The following is a 14889-nucleotide window of genomic DNA, read 5'->3' on the forward strand; positions in this document are numbered from 1 at the left end:
CCACCCCGGCTCCCGCCGGGTCACCCGCCCTCGGGGCGGCCCGCGTCCCGCCGGCCGTCGTCCCGCGCCGGGGCCGCCGCCGTGGGGGGCCGGCGGACGAGGCGCAGGGCGGTCGCGGCGACCAGCAGCGTCACACAGGCGGTGAAGGCGAGACCGGCCCGCTGGAGGCCGAGCCACATGGTCAGCGCGCCGACGCCGACGACGGGCACCGAGATGCCCGTGTACGCGACGACGAAGAACGACGAGACCGTGGCGGCCCGGTGCGCGGCGGGCGCCACCTCGCCGACCGCCGTCAGCGCGGCGCGGAAGGCGGCGCCCTGGCCGAGGCCGCCGCAGACCGCGCCGAGGACGAACAGGGGCAGGGCCTTCGCCCACAGCGACGCGCCGACGAGCAGCAGGCCCGCCACCAGCACCAGGCAGCCCAGGGGCAGGGCCGTGCGCGCGGGAAGGCGTCCGGTCAGCGACTGTCCGACCGTCGACGACAGGAAGACGGAGAAGACGACGAGGCCCGAGACGGCCAGGTTGGTCACGCCGAGGGTCTGCGAGACGAAGCTCGGCGCCACCGCCGTGAACAGGCCGAGCAGGGCGAAGCCCGCGAAGGCGGCGAGCGCGGAGGGGACGAAGACGCCGCGGATCGGCGCCGGCACGTACAGGCCCTGCGGTCTCAGCCGGGCGTGGCGGCGCGGGTCGCGGACGGTCTCCGGCAGGAGCAGGACGAGGACGCCGGCCACCGCCACCAGCGCGAGGTGCGTGAGGAAGGGCAGGGCGAGGGGCAGCGGCGCGTACTCGGCCAGCAGTCCGGCCAGCAGGGGGCCGCAGCCCAGGCCCCCCATGTTGGCCGCCGTGGCGGCGAAGGCCGCGCGGGACTTCTGCTCCGGAGCCGCCAGCTCCAGCACGGTGACCGTACCGGCACCGCTCAGCAGCCCCGCCGAGAAGCCGGACAGCAGCCGGCCGGCGAAGAGCAGCGGCAACCCGCCCTCCAGCAGGAAGCACACCGCGCTGGCGGCGGCGAAGCCCAGTGCGCACAGCAGGACGGGGCGGCGCCCCGCCGCGTCGGAGTGGTTGCCGGCCAGCAGGAGCGTGGCGATCACGCCGACCGCGTAGGTGGCGAACACGACCGTCACCATCAGCTCGGAGAAACCCAGTTCCCGGCGGTACAGGCCGTACAGGGGCGTGGGGAGCGTGGTGCCCGCCATGCCGATGGCGAAGACGGCCGCCGCCGCCGGATAGCCGAGGCGCGGACCGCGACGCCTCCCGGGCCGGTTCCGTGGAGGTGTGCTGATCATGCGCATCACCCTAGGGGGCGTCTTGCCGGTCAGGCCGTTCCACCGGCCGCCGAGAGGCCCCTTCGGGGCGTGAGGCGGTGAGAGTCCGTGAGCGGTACGGGAAACCGTCCCGCTTCCGGTGGTCCGCACCTACGATGACCCGCACGAGTCTCGCGGAGGAGTGGGGGGGCGCCGGTGGTCGGAGGCGGAGGGCATACGGAGGCCCGGATCGGTGCCCAGCTCGCGGCGCTGGGGGTGGAACCGGGCGGGGTCCTGCTCGTGCACGCGTCGCTGCGGGCCGTGGGGCCGGTCGCGGGCGGCGGCGAGGCGGTGCTGCGGGCCCTGCGGGGCGCGCTCGGGCCGGCGGGCACGGTCGTGGTGCCGGCGTTCACCGCGCGCAACTCGGACAGCTCGGCCGCCTACCGGGAGCGGGTGCGCGGGCTCGACGAGGCGGAACGGGCGGCGCTGCGCGCGGCGATGCCGCCGTACGACGCCGCGGCCATGCCGTCGGACGGGGTGGGCGTGCTGCCGGAGATCGTGCGGACGACGGTGGGCGCGGTGCGCAGCGCGCACCCGCAGACGTCGTTCGCGGCGCTGGGCCCGCACGCCGGGACGGTCGTCCGCGGCCACCGCCCGGACTGCCACCTCGGCGAGGACTCGCCGCTGGCGCGGCTGTACGAGCTGGGGGCGCGGATCCTGCTGCTGGGCACGGGATACGACCGGTGCACGGCCTTCCACCTCGGTGAGTACCGGATGGCGCGGCCGCCGCGCCGCACCTACCGCTGCGTGATCCGCCGGGACGGGGTGCCCTGCTGGTGGTCGTACGAGGACGTGGCCCTGGACGACGGCGACTTCGGCGCCCTCGGCGCGGACCTGGAGCGTGACCGCCCGGGCGCGGTGCGGCGGGGGGCCGTGGGCGCGGCGCCGTGCCGGCTGCTGGATCTGGTGGAGGCCGTGGACTACGCCCGCGGCTGGCTGGAGCTCAACCGCGCCCGGGCATGAGGGGCGCAACGTGGCGGCAACGTCCGGTGTGGTTCTCCTGGGGCATGGTGACGACCGATCACGGACCGCGCGTCGAGGTGACCCCCGCGGCCGCCGCGGTGCTGCGGCGGCTGCGGGCGGCCCACGGCCCGCTGATGTTCCACCAGTCGGGTGGCTGTTGCGACGGGAGTGCGCCCATGTGCTACCCGGCGGGTGAGTTCCGGACGGGTGAATCCGATGTGCTGCTGGAGCGGCTGGTGGTGGCGGGGTTGGCGGAGCCCGTGCCGTTCTGGATGTCCCGGGCCCAGTACGCGGTGTGGAGCCACACCCGGCTGACCGTCGACGTGGTGGAGGGCCGGGGCAGCGGCTTCTCGCTGGAGGCCCCGGATGGCGTACGTTTCCTGATCCGGTCCCGGCTCGTCGGTTCGTAGCGGCGGCGGGTGGGGCAACTCTTCCGGGACCTGGTGCAGTTGCCCTGACCCCTGGGGGGACCCGTGGCCGTGATGCGGCGCCGTACCGCTGTGCGTCACGTGCGGATGCGCACGTTCCTGTTGCTCGTCGTGGCCGCCCTGCTGGGCACCGGTCTGGCCGCCGCCCCGCCCGCCGCGCCGGCACCGGTCTGGTCGCGGGTCGCGGCGGGCGTCGAGTACCGCACCGTCGACGTTCCGTCAGAGAACGGCACGGCGCGGGCCCATGTGCTGTCCGCCAACCTCGGTGACGCGCGGGTGTCGGCGGGGCTGCTGTACCCGGGGGTGGTCGCGGCGCGCTCCGCGCTGTCGGTGCTCGCCGACCGGGCGGGGGCCACGGGCGGCATCAACGGCGACTTCTTCAACGTGACGGAGACCGAGCACCCGGGCGTCGAGGCGACCGGCGCGCCGGTCGGCCCCGCGGTGGCCGACGGCCGCCCCCTGAAGGCCGCCGTGCCGAAGGGGCAGCGGTTCGGGCCGGCGCTGCCGCCCGGCACGAACACCCGTCAGGTGCTGGGTGTGGGCGAGGACGGCAGGGCGCGGATCGGGGAACTGGTCCTGGAGGGCGGTGTGTCGACGCCGTACGGGGAGCTGCCGCTCGGCGGGCTCAATCAGTACGCGCTGCCGGTCGATTCCGTGGGGCTGTTCACCAAGGACTGGGGCAGTGCCTCACGCGTGCGGGCGACCTGCGGCACGGACACCCGGCGCGCGGCGCCGTGCAGCACGGAGACGTACGAGGTGACGGTCCGCGGCGGCAAGGTCGTTGCGGTCGCGGAGGAACCGGGCCGCGGGGCCATCGCCGCGGGGACCGAGGTCGTCGTGGGGCGTGAGGCGGGCGCACGGGAGCTGCGGAAGCTGGTGGTCGGGGACCTGGTGACCGTCCGGCACGGGCTGGCGGCGGCCGGGTCGGAGCCGGTCGCGTACCGCTTCGCCGTGGGCGGGTACCCCGTGCTGCGCGGGGGCGTGCCGCTGGGCGGGCTGGACGGGGTGACGGCCGCGGTGCGGACGGCCGCGGGGACCGGCAGCGACGGCACGCGGCTCCTGCTGCTCGCGCTGGACGGCGGGACGGGCTTCCGCAGCGGCCTGACCGTCGCCGAACTGGCGGGCCTGATGCGCGATCTGGGCGCCTCGGATGCCGTGAACCTGGACGGCGGCGGGTCGTCGACGCTGGTCGCGCGGCCGGACGGGGCGACGAAGGTGAGTGTGCTCAACCATCCCAGCGGGGGTGGCCAGCGCCCCGTGCCGAACGGCATCGGGCTGTTCGTGCGGCCGGACGCTGCGTAGGGGTCAGGGCTTGAGGCTACTGACGACGTCGGCCGTGGCGGAGACGCCGTCGTAAATGGTGGGCGCCAGGCTCGTACTGGCCATGAAGAACCCGAGCAGCGCGCAGACCAGGGCGTGGGAGATCTTCAGCCCTCCGTTGCGGAGGAAGATCACCGCCAGGACCAGCAGAAGCAGCACCACTGAGACGGATACGGCCATGTGTCACCCCTCGGCTCGTTGCCGCGTGGGTCGTGCGGCATTCGGCGGCCAGTCTGGCGGAGCGGGGGCGCCGGACGGACGTACGGCATGTCGGCCGAACGGGTATTACCCGGCGGTGGGCCGTTACGCGGCGCCGGTGGCGCTTGCGCCGGGACGCATGCCGCCGGGGACGCGGCCGTGGGCGTCCCGGTGGGAACGCGGGAAGGCGGCACGCCGTCGGTGCGTGATGCGGTGTTTCGCCGGCTGTCCCGTGGCGGCCCCCGAGTACGTGCGTGAGCGGCGGCCGGGCCTCAGCGGCGGCGGACGCGGGAGGCGCCGGGGTGGCGGGCCACCTCGTGCAGGTGCTCCAGCGCGTCGAGGACGACCGTGCGGTCGTACCAGTCGAGCCAGCTCCCGGCCTGCCGGCCCGTCAGCTCCAGGGCCTTGAGCTGGGCGGGGTGCAGGTCCTTGAGGGGGCGGTCGAAGTGGGCGGAGACCATGCCGACGCAGCGTCCGCCGACGGCCAGCGGCACGCTGTGCGCGGCGCGGCTGCCGGCGGCGAGGATGGTGCGGCGGGCGTCCTCGGTGAACACCGGCGCCGTGGCGACGTCGTGCACGGTGACCTGGGCCACGTCCTTCGCCGCCTGGGCGCAGGAGGTGCCCTCGCCGCCGACGAAGTCGAAGAAGTTCACGAAGTCGTCGCTGAGGCCCGTGTGGTTCTCCATCCACAGTCCGCCGAGCTCGTGGTCCCCGATCTGCACGTCGCCCATGTACGTGCCGGTGACGGCGAGGGTCCGGGAGAGCACCTCCCGCAGCACGGCGCTGCGGGGTGCGTTCCCGGGGTCGTAGATGCCCAGCGTGTCGAGGCACGGCGGCGCCTGCCGGACCCGTCCGGGGAACCAGAGGTCCTCCCCCTCGTCCGGCCGCGGCAGCCGGACGAGGGCGTCGGCGAGGATCCGCAGCTTGACGTTGAAGCGCTGCGACGCGATCTGCAGGAGCGCGAAGGCCGACTCGGCGTCGTCCAGCCGGTAGCGCTCCCGGAGGATGCCCTGGGCCTGCGCGATCAGGGGCCGGTTCCGGGCCTGCCGCCGGAGGTGGCGGGCTTCGTCCCGCAGCCGCGCCAGCTCTTCCCGTCCGTCCCAGCCGTCACCGGTGCCCCGTCCGTCGACCTTGAACGTATCGGTCATCCGGTCCGTACCTCCAGCTCATGGGGTGCCGCAGGGCCTCACCGGCGCCTGTGCCCGGTTCCCCAGGGCTCACACCCGGTTCGCTCGTACGGGGACGGGACCGCGCCCGTCGACCGGTTTCACGGCGTACGGACGCACGCGTCCCACTCGGTGGTGCGGTCGCACCAGCGTTCCAGCAGGACCCGGTCGTGGCCGACGGCCAGGAGGCCGGCGCCGCTCTCGCGGCGGTACGCCTCGACGACGGCGACCAGGGCGGCGGTCGTCGAGGCGTCGAGCATGGCGGTCATCTCGTCGCAGATCAGCCAGCGGGGGCGCAGCACCAGGGCGCGGGCGAGGCAGGCGCGCTGGAGCTGGCCGTCGCTGACCTCGTGCGGGCGGCGGCCCAGCAGGTCGTCGGTGAGGCCCACCGCGCCGGCGAGCTCGGCCGTCCGGCCGGTGGCCCCGGCGCGGCGCCCGGTCGCGCGCAGCGGCTCGGCGATCAGGTCGCGCAGCGCCAGCCGCGGGTCGGCGGCGAGGCGGGGCTGCTGGAAGACGACGCCGATCGCGGTGCGCAGCTCCCGCGGAGCGCGGTGGCGCCAGCCGCGTACCTCTGCGCCGTCCACGGTCACCCGGCCCGCGTCCGGGCGGTGCAGCAGCGCGGCGACCCGAGCGAGGGTGGACTTGCCGCAGCCGCTGGGGCCGAGCAGACCGACGGCCTCGCCCGGCCGGACGGTCAGCGAGGCGCCGCGGACGACGGGTCTGCGGGGGTCGTACCCGGCGGTGACGGTGTCGAGTTCAAGCACGGGCGGGCTCCTCGCTGTGGTGGCAGGCGACACCGTCCTCCAGGCGCGGGGGCGTGCCGCAGGCGTCGGTCGCGCGGTCGCAGCGGGGGGCGAAGGCGCAGCCGTCGGGCAGGGCGCCGAGTTCGGGGGGCATGCCGGGGATGGGGGTGAAGTCGCGTTCCGGCAGGGCGGCGAGCAGGCCGCGGGCGTAGGGGTGCCGGGGTCCGGGGGTGCCGAAGAAGCGGTCGGCGGGGGCGACTTCCACGATGCGGCCGGCGTACATCACGGCGACCCGGTCGGCGATCCGCTCGGCCGCCGTCAGGTCGTGGGTGATCAGCAGCAGGGCGCGGCCGCCGTCGGCGTGGCGGCGCAGTTCGTCGGCCGTGCGGTCGACCAGGTCGCGGTCGAGGCCGGTGGTCGGCTCGTCGGCGAGCAGCAGGGGCGCGTCGCCGACGAGCGCGAGAGCGGTGGCGGCGCGCTGCGCCTGGCCGCCGGACAGCTCGTGCGGGTAGTGGTCGAGGAGCCCGGCGGGGAACGAGGCCCGGCCGGCCGCCGCCTCGGCCGCCGCGCGCAGGCCGGAGCGGGGCGTGCCGGTCAGCTCGCGCAGGGTCTCCTCCAGGTGGGCGCGCACGGTCCGGACGGGTGTCAGGTGCGCGGCCGGGGACTGCGGGACGAGTCCGACGCGCCGTCCGCGGACCGTGCGGGCGAGGGTGCGCTCGTCCGCCGACAGCAGGTCGATGCCGTCGATGACGGCCGTGCCGGCGGTGCGGGCGTTGCCGGGCAGCAGGCCGAGCAGCGCGGAGGCGAGGACGGACTTCCCGCAGCCGCTCTCACCGACGAGGGCCAGGCACTCCCCCGCCGCCAGGTCGAAGCTCGCGTCGCTGACGGCCGCGATGTGCCGGCCGCCGCGCAGGTCGAAGCGTACGGAGAGGTCGCGTACGGAGAGGACGGGGCTCACAGCATCAGCTCCGATCGGCGGCGCGGGTCGAGCCGTTCCCGCCAGGCGCCGGCCAGGCCCGCGATGGCGAGGGTCGGGATGATCAGGAACAGGCCGGGGAAGAGCGTGGGCCACCAGTCGCCGGCGAGGAGCGAGCCGCGCGCCGTCTGCACCAGGTTGCCGAGGCTGGCCTGGTGGGCGGGCAGGCCGAGGCCCAGGAAGGACAGGGCGGACTCGTGCCACATGGCGTGCGGCACCATGAGCACGGCGGCCAGCCCGGCCTGCGGCAGTACCGCGGGCAGCAGATGGCGGACGGTGACCCGCCACCGGGAGGCGCCGCCGGAGACGGCCGCGTCGATGTACGGGCGGGAGCGCAGCGACAGCACCTCGGAGCGGACGATCCGGGCCGTGGACAGCCAGTGCGTGAGCGCGACGGACACGATGACGGGCCACACGCCGGGGCGGAACATGGCCACGATGAAGATGCCGAGCAGGAGGTGCGGCACGGAGGCGAAGGTGTCGACGAGCCGCATGACGAGCCGGTCGGTCCAGCCGCCGAGGGCCGCGGCCGCCGCGCCCACGGCGGTGCCGATGACGGTGGCGACGAGTGCCGCGACGAGCCCGACGAGGAGCGAGACGCGCAGGCCGTAGACGCAGCGCAGCAGCAGGTCGCGGCCCACGTCGTCGGTGCCGAAGGGGTGTGCGGGGGACGGCGGCCGCAGCTTCAGCGACAGGTCCACGGCTTGCTGGTCGAGCTGGACCAGCGGCGGTACGACGAGCACGGCGAGGACGACCGCCGCGACGACGGCCGCGGAGACGCGCACGCGGACGGTGCGGGTGGAGCGGCGGGTGCGTCCGCGGGACGTCCAGGTGACGGGAGTGCGGGAGTTTCCCCCGGGGAAGGCGGTCTCAGCCATCGAATCCCACCCTCGGGTCGGCCAGTCCGTACAGCAGGTCGGAGAGCAGGTTGCCGAGCAGCACCGCCGCGGTGGCCAGCACGGTCAGTGCGGCGAGCAGCGGGAAGTCGACGGAGGTGGCGGCCTGGACGGTCGCGGCCGCGATGCCCGGCCAGCTGAAGACGGTCTCCACGAGCAGCGCGCCGGTGATGAGTTCGGGGACGCGGGAGCCGATGAGGGTGAGCATCGGCAGCATCCCGGAGCGCAGGGCGTGTCCGAGCAGGACGGTGCGTCCGCGCAGCCCGCGCGCGCGGGCGCCGCGGACCGGGTCCTCGTCGAGCGCGCGGGCGACGCCCTGGCGCACGTACAGGAAGAACCAGGGCAGCTGGGAGATGCCGAGGACCAGCGCGGGGAGCACCAGGTGGGTGGCGACCTGGCCGGCGGTCACGGTGTCGCTGGCCGTGTCGGTCAGGCCGCCGGCCGGCAGCACGTCGAGCTCCAGGGCGAAGAACCAGATGGCGAGCAGTCCGAGCCAGAAGGCCGGTGCGGCTTCCAGGGTGTAGGCGGCGGAGCTGACGCACCGGTCGAGCCAGCCGCCCTGCCGCCGTGCGGCCAGCACGCCGAGGGCGGTGCCGAGCAGGACGGCGACGGCGAAGGCGGTGGCCGCGAGCAGCACGGACCACCCGATGCGCTCGCCGATGACGTCGGCGACGGGCTGGCGCATGACGCTGGAGTCGCCGAGGTCACCGGTGACGGCGTCGGTGAGCCAGTTCCACCAGCGCGGGACGAGCGGCTGGTCGGCGCCGAGGTTGGCGCGGAGCTGGTCGAGGTTCTCCTGGGAGGCGGTGAGCCCGGCGGTGCCGGCGTACGCCTTGACGGGGTCGAAGGGGGACGCGGCGGCGACGGCGAAGACGCCGAAGGTCACCACGAGGAGGACGGGGACGGCGAACAGGGCCCGCCGTCCCGCCATCCGGGCCATCGCCCCCCAGGGGAGGCGGCGGCCTGCTGGTGCGGCGGTCACTTCTTGGGCGTCCACTTCTCGACGTTCCACCACGGGCCGGCGGCGAGGCCGTGGTCGTGCGGCTCGACCTGCGTGGACAGCCCGTCCCAGGCGTCGCCGACGACGTACACGTGGTCGATGTGGGTGAGGAAGGTGTAGCCGGGGTTCTTCACCAGTTCGCGCTGGATGGTGTCGTAGGCCGCCTTGCGGGCCGCCTTGTCGTCGGTCTTCCGGCCGTCGTCGAGGGCCTTGTCGACGGCGGGGTTGTCGTACCACGCCATGTTGTTGAAGCCGTCGCCGCCGAGGGAGGACTTGAGCAGCTGGTACTGGTCGAAGTCGGGGTCGCCGGGCGATCCGCCGCCCGCGAGGACCGCGTCGTGCTTCATGCGCGGTTCGATGACCTCCCAGGTGCCGGCCTGGGTGCGGATGTCGATGCCGGCCTTCTTGGCATCGGAGGCGTAGGCGAGGGCGTGGTCCTGGCGGAGCTTGTCGCCGGAGAGGTACCAGAGCGGGAAGGCCGCGCGGACGCCGTCCTTGGTGCGGATGCCGTCCGGGCCGCGCCTCCAGCCGGCGTCGTCGAGGATCTTCTCCGCCGCGGCCAGGTCGTGGCGGCGCTCGGTGCCCCGGGTGAACCACTCGCTGTCCGTGGGGACGGGTCCGTAGGCGGGCTTGCCGGCGCCTTCGAGGATGTTGTCGACCATGGCCTCGCGGTCGACGGCGATGTCGAGGGCGCGGCGGATCGCGGTGTCACCGGTGACCTTGTGGTGCGTCGGCAGGGTCACGGTGCGGTAGTCGTAGGTCGTGGCCTCGTACGTCTTCTTGTCGCCGTCGTTCCTGAACCCCTTGGCGAGGTTGGGCGGCAGGATCGCGCCGTCGAGGTCGCCGGAGCGCAGGCGGGTGGCGCGGACGTCGTCGTCCTTGATGATCGCCATGGTGAACTTCTTCACCTTCGGCGCGCCGCCCCAGTAGCGCGGGTTGGCCTTGAAGCTGATCTTCTCGCCCTTGGACCAGCCGGTGAGGACGTAGGGGCCGGTGCCGATGGGCTTGGTGGTGAAGGGACCGGAGTTGACGTCCTGCTTCGCCGCGACGTGCTCGGGGGCGATGGCGAGGACCGTGCGCTCGGCGAAGGGCGCGTAGGGGTACTTGAGCGTGAAGACGACCGTGTCGTCCCCGGCCGCCCTGACGTCCTTCAGGGCGTCGAGCTCGGTCTTGGACGGGTTGTTGGTCTTCTTGTCGAGGATGGTGCGGTAGGTGAAGACGACGTCCTTGGCGCTGAACGGCTTGCCGTCGCTGAAGGTAACGCCCTTGCGGAGCTTGTACGTGTACGTCAGGCCGTCCGCGCTCACCTCGGGCAGCGCGGCCGCGAGGGCGGGCTGGAGCTTCATGTCGCCGTCGAAGGCGAGCAGCCCGTCGAAGATCTTGGAGTTGCCGTCCTTGCCGTAGCCGAGGAGGGGGCTGAGCGTCTCGGGTTCGTAGGCGATGCCGACGACCGCGCTGTCGCCGGCGCCGTGGCCGCTGCCGCCGGAGCCGGGGTTCGAGCAGGCCGCCGCGGTGAGGGCCAGGGCCCCGGCCATCGTCGCGGCGGCCATGCCGCGTATGGATCGGGCGGTCATGGTTCCACACCCCTCGTGAAGATCGGCTGTTGTTGCGAACGATTCGCAATTAAACCGCATGTAGAGGGGTGGGTTCCTACCGCGGTCCTTACGAGCCGGCCCGGGGCCCGGGGAGGTCCACCAGCTCGGCGAGCGCCGCCTTGTGCTGTCCCGCCGCCCCCAGCGCGGCCTGGTCGGCCTTGGCGCGCTTGAGGTGGAGATGCGCGGGGTGCTCCCAGGTCATACCGATGCCGCCGTGCAGCTGGACGCACTCCTCCGCCGCGCGGACGGCCACCCGTGAGCAGTACACCTGGGCGACGGCCACGGCGACCGGGGCGTCGCCGCTGCCGGTGGCGAGCGCGTCGGCGGCGTTGCGGGCGGCGGCGCGGGCGTGCACGACCTGGAGCCACAGCTGCGCCATGCGGTGCTTGAGCGCCTGGAAGGAGCCGACCGGGCGGTTGAACTGGTGGCGCTCGCGGGTGTGGCGGACCGTCTCCTCCAGGCACCACTCGGCCAGGCCGAGCTGCTCGGAGGCGAGCAGTCCGGCACCGGCGAGCAGCCCGCGGTGCACCGCCGCGCGGGCGGCGCCGGCGTCGGCGAGCCGGGTTCCGGCGTCGCCGGCGGTCACGGCGGCGAGGGGGCGGGTCAGGTCCAGCGGGGTCTGCGGCGCGATGGACGCGTCGGCGGCGTCGACCGCGTACAGCCCGTCGGGCCGCACCACGAGCAGCACGTCGGCGCGGGCGGCGTCCGCCACGCCGGTGACGGTACCGGCGGTCGCCGGCTCGTGCCCGGGGCCGGCGGAGAGCGGCACGGCGAGCACGGCGGTCCGGCGGCCGCCGGCGAGCTCGCCGAGCAGGTCGGCGGCGGCCCGGCTCGCGTCCAGGGCGAGCAGCGCCTCGGTCGCGACGACGGAGCTGGTGAGGTACGGGACCGGTGTCACCGCGCGGCCGAGTTCCTCCAGCACGACGGCCGCCTCGCGGTGGGTCGCGCCCTGGCCGCCGAGCTTCTCGGGGACGAGGAGCCCGGCCGCGCCCATGCCGGTGGCGAGCGCCTGCCAGAGGGCGGGGTCGTACGCGGTGTCGCGCTCGATGCGGCCGGGCAGCTCCGCGGGGGCGGCGCGGCCGGTGAGCAGGGAGCGCACGGCGGCCCGCAGGTCGCTCTCCGCCTCGGAGTAGAGCAGGTCGGTCATCGCGCCAGGTCCTTCCATGCGACGTCCTTGTCGGTGCGCGGCTCGGCGGGCAGGCCGAGGACGCGCTCGGCGACGATGTTCAGGAGCACCTCGCTGGTACCGCCCTCGATGGAGTTGCCCTTGGAGCGCAGGTAGCGGTAGCCGGCGTCCCGGCCGGTGAAGTCGACCAGCTCGGGGCGGCGCATGGTCCAGTCGTCGTACAGCAGCCCTTCCTCGCCGAGGAGTTCGACCTCCAGGCCGCTGATCTCCTGGTTGAGGCGGGCGAAGGCGAGCTTCATCCCGCTGCCCTCGGGGCCGGGCTGGCCCGCCACGAGCTGCTGGCGCAGCCGTTCGCCGGTGAGCCGGGCGACCTCGGCGTCCACCCACAGGTCGAGCAGGCGCTGGTGGAGGTCGTGGGTGCGCAGTTCGGGACGTTCGCGCCAGGTCCGCGAGACCGGGCCGATCATGCCGCCCTCGCGGGGGATGCGGGCGCCGCCGATCGAGACCCGCTCGTTCATGAGGGTGGTCTGGGCGACCTTCCAGCCGTCGCCGATCCCGCCGAGGCGGTGGGCGTCGGGGATGCGCACGTCGGTGAGGAACACCTCGTTGAACTCGGCCTCGCCGGTGATCTGGCGCAGCGGCCGCACCTCGACGCCCGGGTCGGTCATGTCGCACAGGAAGTACGTGATGCCGCGGTGCTTGGGGGCGTCCGGGTCGGTGCGGGCGATGAGGATCGCCCAGCGGGCCACGTGGGCGCTGGACGTCCAGACCTTCTGGCCGTTGACCACCCAGTCCTCCCCGTCGCGCACGGCGCGGGTGCCCAGGGCGGCGAGGTCGGAGCCGGCGCCGGGTTCGCTGAACAGCTGGCACCACACCTCCTCCCCCACCCACAGGGGGCGCAGGAAGCGCCGCTTCTGCTCCTCGGTGCCGTAGGCGAGGATCGTCGGGGCCGCCATGCCGAGGCCGATCCCGATGCGGCGCGGGTCGTTGTCGGGGGCTCCGGCGGCCTCCAGTTCGGCGTCGACGACGGCCTGGAGGGCGCGGGGGGCGTCGAGCCCGCCGAGGCCGACCGGGTAGTGGACCCAGGCGAGACCGGCGTCGAACCGGGCCGTGAGGAAGTCCGTGCGGCCGGTGGTGGCGGGAGGGTGCGCGGCCAGCAACTCCTGGGTGCGGCGGCGCAGTTCACCGGCGTCGGTCATCGTGCTGCTCCTTCCGTGGCGGCCGGGAGGACGACCAGGCGGCCGGTGGTGGTGCCGTCGGCGACGCGCTGGACCGCGGCCGGCGCGTCCTCGAAGGCGACACGCTCGCTGATCAGCGGCTTGATGAGGCCCTTGGCGGCGTACGCGGTGAGCGTGTCGTGGCAGCGGCGGACGGCTTCGGGGTCGAACTGGTTGTACAGGCCCCAGTGCAGGCCGACGATCGAGTAGTTCTTCACCAGCGCGTGGTTGAGGGCGGGGGCCGGGATGTCGCCGCTGGCGAAGCCGACCACGACGATCCGGCCCTCGAAGGCCACGCACTTGGCGGACTTGGCGTACGCGTCGCCGCCGACCGGGTCGTAGACGACGTCGGCGCCCCGGCCGCCGGTGGCCTCCTTGACGGCCGCGACGATGTCCTCGGTACGCCGGTCGACGACCAGGTCGCAGCCGAGTTCGCGTGCGACGGCGGCCTTCTCGGCGCCGCCCACGACTCCGATGACCCGCGCGCCTGCCGCCTTGCCGAGCTGGACGGCGGCGCTGCCGACGCCGCCCGCGGCGGCGTGGACGAGGAGCGTCTCGCCCTCCTTGAGGCCGGCCCGGCGGTGCAGCCCGAACCAGCCGGTCTGGTAGCCGATGTGCAGGGCCGCGGCTTCGGCGTCGTCGAGGGCGTCGGGCGCGGGCAGGACCGCGGCGCCGTCGGCGACGACGTACTCGGCGAGCCCGCCGTACGGCAGGGCGGGCGTGGCGATCACGCGGCGGCCGTCCTCCGTCTCGCCGCAGATCTCCACGCCGGGGGTGAAGGGGAGGGGCGGGCGCACCTGGTAGTGGCCGCGGCACAGCAGCGCGTCCGGGAAGTTGATGTTCGCGGCCGTGACCCGCAGCAGGAGCTGCCCGTCGCCGGGCACGGGCCGGTCCACCTCTTCGAGCCGCATCACCTCGCTCGGCTCGCCGTTGCGGTGTACGCGCCATGCCTGCATCGAGGGCCTCCACAAGGGTCGGGCAGAACCACCTTGGGCAGCATACTAAGCGGTCGCTTGCCCGGCGGGGAAGAGGCGGGCCCCGGAGACCGGCAGGGTCTCCGGGGCCCGTCCGCTCGTACGGGCGCGCGGCGGGCCCGGCGTCAGCGGCTGAAGAGCTCGAAGGTCACGGCGGGGCGGCCGCCGAAGCGCGCGGCCGCGGCCTGGGCGTTGCCGGTGAGGAAGGAGCGGCAGTACTCCTCCGGGTCCTGGTCCGTCAGGCCCTCGATGTAAGCGCGGTGCTCCAGCAGCGAGCGCACGGCGCGCTCCAGACCGGGGGTCGCGTCGACGGCGTGGGTCGGGGCGGAGGATCCGGCGACGGCCACCCAGCGGACGCCGTTCCACGGTTCGAGGCCCTGCTCGGCGAGCTCGGGGAAGATCCAGCGGTTGCCCGCGTCCGCCGCCGCGTCGAGGGTGGCGCGGCCGACCGCGACGTGGTCGGGGGTGTTCCAGGCGACGCCGCCCCAGGTGTCGCGGTGGTTGAGCGTGATGACGAGTTCCGGGCGGTGGCGGCGGATCGCGGCGGCGATGTCCCGGCGCAGCGCGAGCCCGTACTCGACGACCCCGTCGCGGTGGTCGAGGAACTCCACCACCGGGACGCCGACGACCGCGGCGCCGGCCCGCTGCTCCCGCTCCCGCAGGGGGCCGCAGGTGGCGGGGTCGATGCCGTCGATGCCGGCCTCGCCGCGTGTGGCGAGGAGGTAGACGACCTCGCGGCCGGCGTCGGTCCAGGCGGCGACGGCCGCGGAGCAGCCGTATTCGAGGTCGTCGGGGTGGGCGACGACCGCGAGGGCCCGCTGCCAGTCCTCGGGCATCGGCTGGAGCTGGTCGGTCGGTCGATCGGTCAGGTGATCGGTCATGGCCGCAGGATACGGGCGTGATGATCGACTCCGCGGCCGTATCGGGCGGGGAGTTCGCCGACCCGTCCCGGGGCCGCTCGGCCGCGCCACCGGCGCGGGCCG

The 14889-nt window shown here is 74.7% G+C and carries 15 protein-coding genes; 3 read left to right on the forward strand and 12 right to left on the reverse strand.

Going from position 1 to position 14889, the window contains the following annotated elements; genetic code table 11:
• Window positions 1–20 precede the first annotated feature (20 nt).
• A complete protein-coding gene (locus ACIA79_RS28555) occupies window positions 21–1292 on the reverse strand; it encodes an MFS transporter (RefSeq protein ID WP_399431240.1) in 1272 nt (423 codons plus the stop codon).
• A 168-nt stretch (window positions 1293–1460) separates the two neighbouring features.
• Here ACIA79_RS28555 and ACIA79_RS28560 point away from each other — a divergent pair, with 168 nt between their 5' ends.
• The 3 genes from ACIA79_RS28560 (at window position 1461) to ACIA79_RS28570 (ending at window position 3997) form a co-directional block, all read left to right on the forward strand.
• Window positions 1461–2267 carry an aminoglycoside N(3)-acetyltransferase gene (locus ACIA79_RS28560; protein WP_399431241.1) on the forward strand — a complete coding sequence of 269 codons (807 nt, stop codon included), beginning with the start codon at window positions 1461–1463 and terminating at the stop codon, window positions 2265–2267.
• A gap of 44 nt (window positions 2268–2311) precedes the next feature.
• Window positions 2312–2677, forward strand: a complete 366-nt coding sequence (locus ACIA79_RS28565; protein ID WP_399431242.1) for a DUF779 domain-containing protein — start codon at window positions 2312–2314, stop codon at window positions 2675–2677.
• 105 nt (window positions 2678–2782) lie between these two features.
• Entirely contained in the window at window positions 2783–3997 is a 1215-nt protein-coding gene (locus ACIA79_RS28570) for a phosphodiester glycosidase family protein (protein WP_399431243.1), read from the forward strand.
• Window positions 3998–4000: 3 nt separating this feature from the next.
• Here ACIA79_RS28570 and ACIA79_RS28575 read toward each other — a convergent pair whose 3' ends face one another.
• From ACIA79_RS28575 to ACIA79_RS28625, 11 genes are all read right to left on the reverse strand, one after another.
• Window positions 4001–4195 carry a hypothetical protein gene (locus ACIA79_RS28575; RefSeq protein ID WP_399431244.1) on the reverse strand — a complete coding sequence of 65 codons (195 nt, stop codon included), beginning with the start codon at window positions 4193–4195 and terminating at the stop codon, window positions 4001–4003.
• A 290-nt stretch (window positions 4196–4485) separates the two neighbouring features.
• The gene (locus ACIA79_RS28580; RefSeq protein WP_399431245.1) at window positions 4486–5361 is read right to left on the reverse strand and encodes an ANTAR domain-containing protein; all 876 of its coding nucleotides are present in this window, start codon (window positions 5359–5361) and stop codon (window positions 4486–4488) included.
• Between the two features lie 119 nt (window positions 5362–5480).
• The gene (locus tag ACIA79_RS28585) at window positions 5481–6143 is read right to left on the reverse strand and encodes an ABC transporter ATP-binding protein (RefSeq protein ID WP_399431246.1); all 663 of its coding nucleotides are present in this window, start codon (window positions 6141–6143) and stop codon (window positions 5481–5483) included.
• On the reverse strand, window positions 6136–7080 hold the full coding sequence (locus ACIA79_RS28590; protein ID WP_399431247.1) for an ABC transporter ATP-binding protein: 945 nt from the start codon (window positions 7078–7080) through the stop codon (window positions 6136–6138). Before ACIA79_RS28590 ends, ACIA79_RS28585 begins: the two co-directional genes overlap by 8 nt.
• Window positions 7077–7976 (reverse strand): ABC transporter permease, encoded by a 900-nt coding sequence (locus ACIA79_RS28595; RefSeq protein ID WP_399431248.1) that lies wholly within the window; start codon window positions 7974–7976, stop codon window positions 7077–7079. The genes ACIA79_RS28590 and ACIA79_RS28595 overlap by 4 nt, the downstream gene beginning before the upstream one ends.
• Complete coding sequence (locus ACIA79_RS28600; protein ID WP_399431297.1) at window positions 7969–8934, reverse strand: ABC transporter permease; 966 nt, start codon at window positions 8932–8934, stop codon at window positions 7969–7971. The genes ACIA79_RS28595 and ACIA79_RS28600 overlap by 8 nt, the downstream gene beginning before the upstream one ends.
• A gap of 38 nt (window positions 8935–8972) precedes the next feature.
• Entirely contained in the window at window positions 8973–10568 is a 1596-nt protein-coding gene (locus ACIA79_RS28605; RefSeq protein ID WP_399431249.1) for an ABC transporter substrate-binding protein, read from the reverse strand.
• 88 nt (window positions 10569–10656) lie between these two features.
• Complete coding sequence (locus tag ACIA79_RS28610) at window positions 10657–11754, reverse strand: acyl-CoA dehydrogenase family protein (protein WP_399431250.1); 1098 nt, start codon at window positions 11752–11754, stop codon at window positions 10657–10659.
• Window positions 11733–12914, reverse strand: coding sequence for an acyl-CoA dehydrogenase family protein (locus ACIA79_RS28615; protein WP_399431251.1), 1182 nt, complete (start codon window positions 12912–12914; stop codon window positions 11733–11735). Before ACIA79_RS28615 ends, ACIA79_RS28610 begins: the two co-directional genes overlap by 22 nt.
• Complete coding sequence (locus tag ACIA79_RS28620) at window positions 12911–13888, reverse strand: NADPH:quinone oxidoreductase family protein (protein ID WP_399431253.1); 978 nt, start codon at window positions 13886–13888, stop codon at window positions 12911–12913. Before ACIA79_RS28620 ends, ACIA79_RS28615 begins: the two co-directional genes overlap by 4 nt.
• Before the next feature lie 143 nt (window positions 13889–14031).
• Entirely contained in the window at window positions 14032–14787 is a 756-nt protein-coding gene (locus ACIA79_RS28625) for a PIG-L deacetylase family protein (RefSeq protein WP_399431254.1), read from the reverse strand.
• Between the last annotated feature and the right edge of the window lie 102 nt (window positions 14788–14889).

This window comes from Streptomyces sp. NPDC051310, assembly GCF_044455245.1.
GTDB lineage: Bacteria > Actinomycetota > Actinomycetes > Streptomycetales > Streptomycetaceae > Streptomyces.

Excerpts from the sequence above, each read along its gene's own strand:
- ACIA79_RS28555 (WP_399431240.1), bottom strand. The coding sequence starts at position 1,292 with ATGCGCATGATCAGCACACCTCCACGGAACCGGCCCGGGAGGCGTCGC.
- ACIA79_RS28565 (WP_399431242.1), top strand. The coding sequence starts at position 2,312 with ATGGTGACGACCGATCACGGACCGCGCGTCGAGGTGACCCCCGCGGCC.
- ACIA79_RS28570 (WP_399431243.1), top strand. The coding sequence starts at position 2,783 with ATGCGCACGTTCCTGTTGCTCGTCGTGGCCGCCCTGCTGGGCACCGGT.
- ACIA79_RS28575 (WP_399431244.1), bottom strand. The coding sequence starts at position 4,195 with ATGGCCGTATCCGTCTCAGTGGTGCTGCTTCTGCTGGTCCTGGCGGTG.
- ACIA79_RS28580 (WP_399431245.1), bottom strand. The coding sequence starts at position 5,361 with ATGACCGATACGTTCAAGGTCGACGGACGGGGCACCGGTGACGGCTGG.
- ACIA79_RS28595 (WP_399431248.1), bottom strand. The coding sequence starts at position 7,976 with ATGGCTGAGACCGCCTTCCCCGGGGGAAACTCCCGCACTCCCGTCACC.
- ACIA79_RS28600 (WP_399431297.1), bottom strand. The coding sequence starts at position 8,934 with ATGGCCCGGATGGCGGGACGGCGGGCCCTGTTCGCCGTCCCCGTCCTC.
- ACIA79_RS28605 (WP_399431249.1), bottom strand. The coding sequence starts at position 10,568 with ATGACCGCCCGATCCATACGCGGCATGGCCGCCGCGACGATGGCCGGG.
- ACIA79_RS28610 (WP_399431250.1), bottom strand. The coding sequence starts at position 11,754 with ATGGAAGGACCTGGCGCGATGACCGACCTGCTCTACTCCGAGGCGGAG.
- ACIA79_RS28615 (WP_399431251.1), bottom strand. The coding sequence starts at position 12,914 with ATGACCGACGCCGGTGAACTGCGCCGCCGCACCCAGGAGTTGCTGGCC.
- ACIA79_RS28620 (WP_399431253.1), bottom strand. The coding sequence starts at position 13,888 with ATGCAGGCATGGCGCGTACACCGCAACGGCGAGCCGAGCGAGGTGATG.
- ACIA79_RS28625 (WP_399431254.1), bottom strand. The coding sequence starts at position 14,787 with ATGACCGATCACCTGACCGATCGACCGACCGACCAGCTCCAGCCGATG.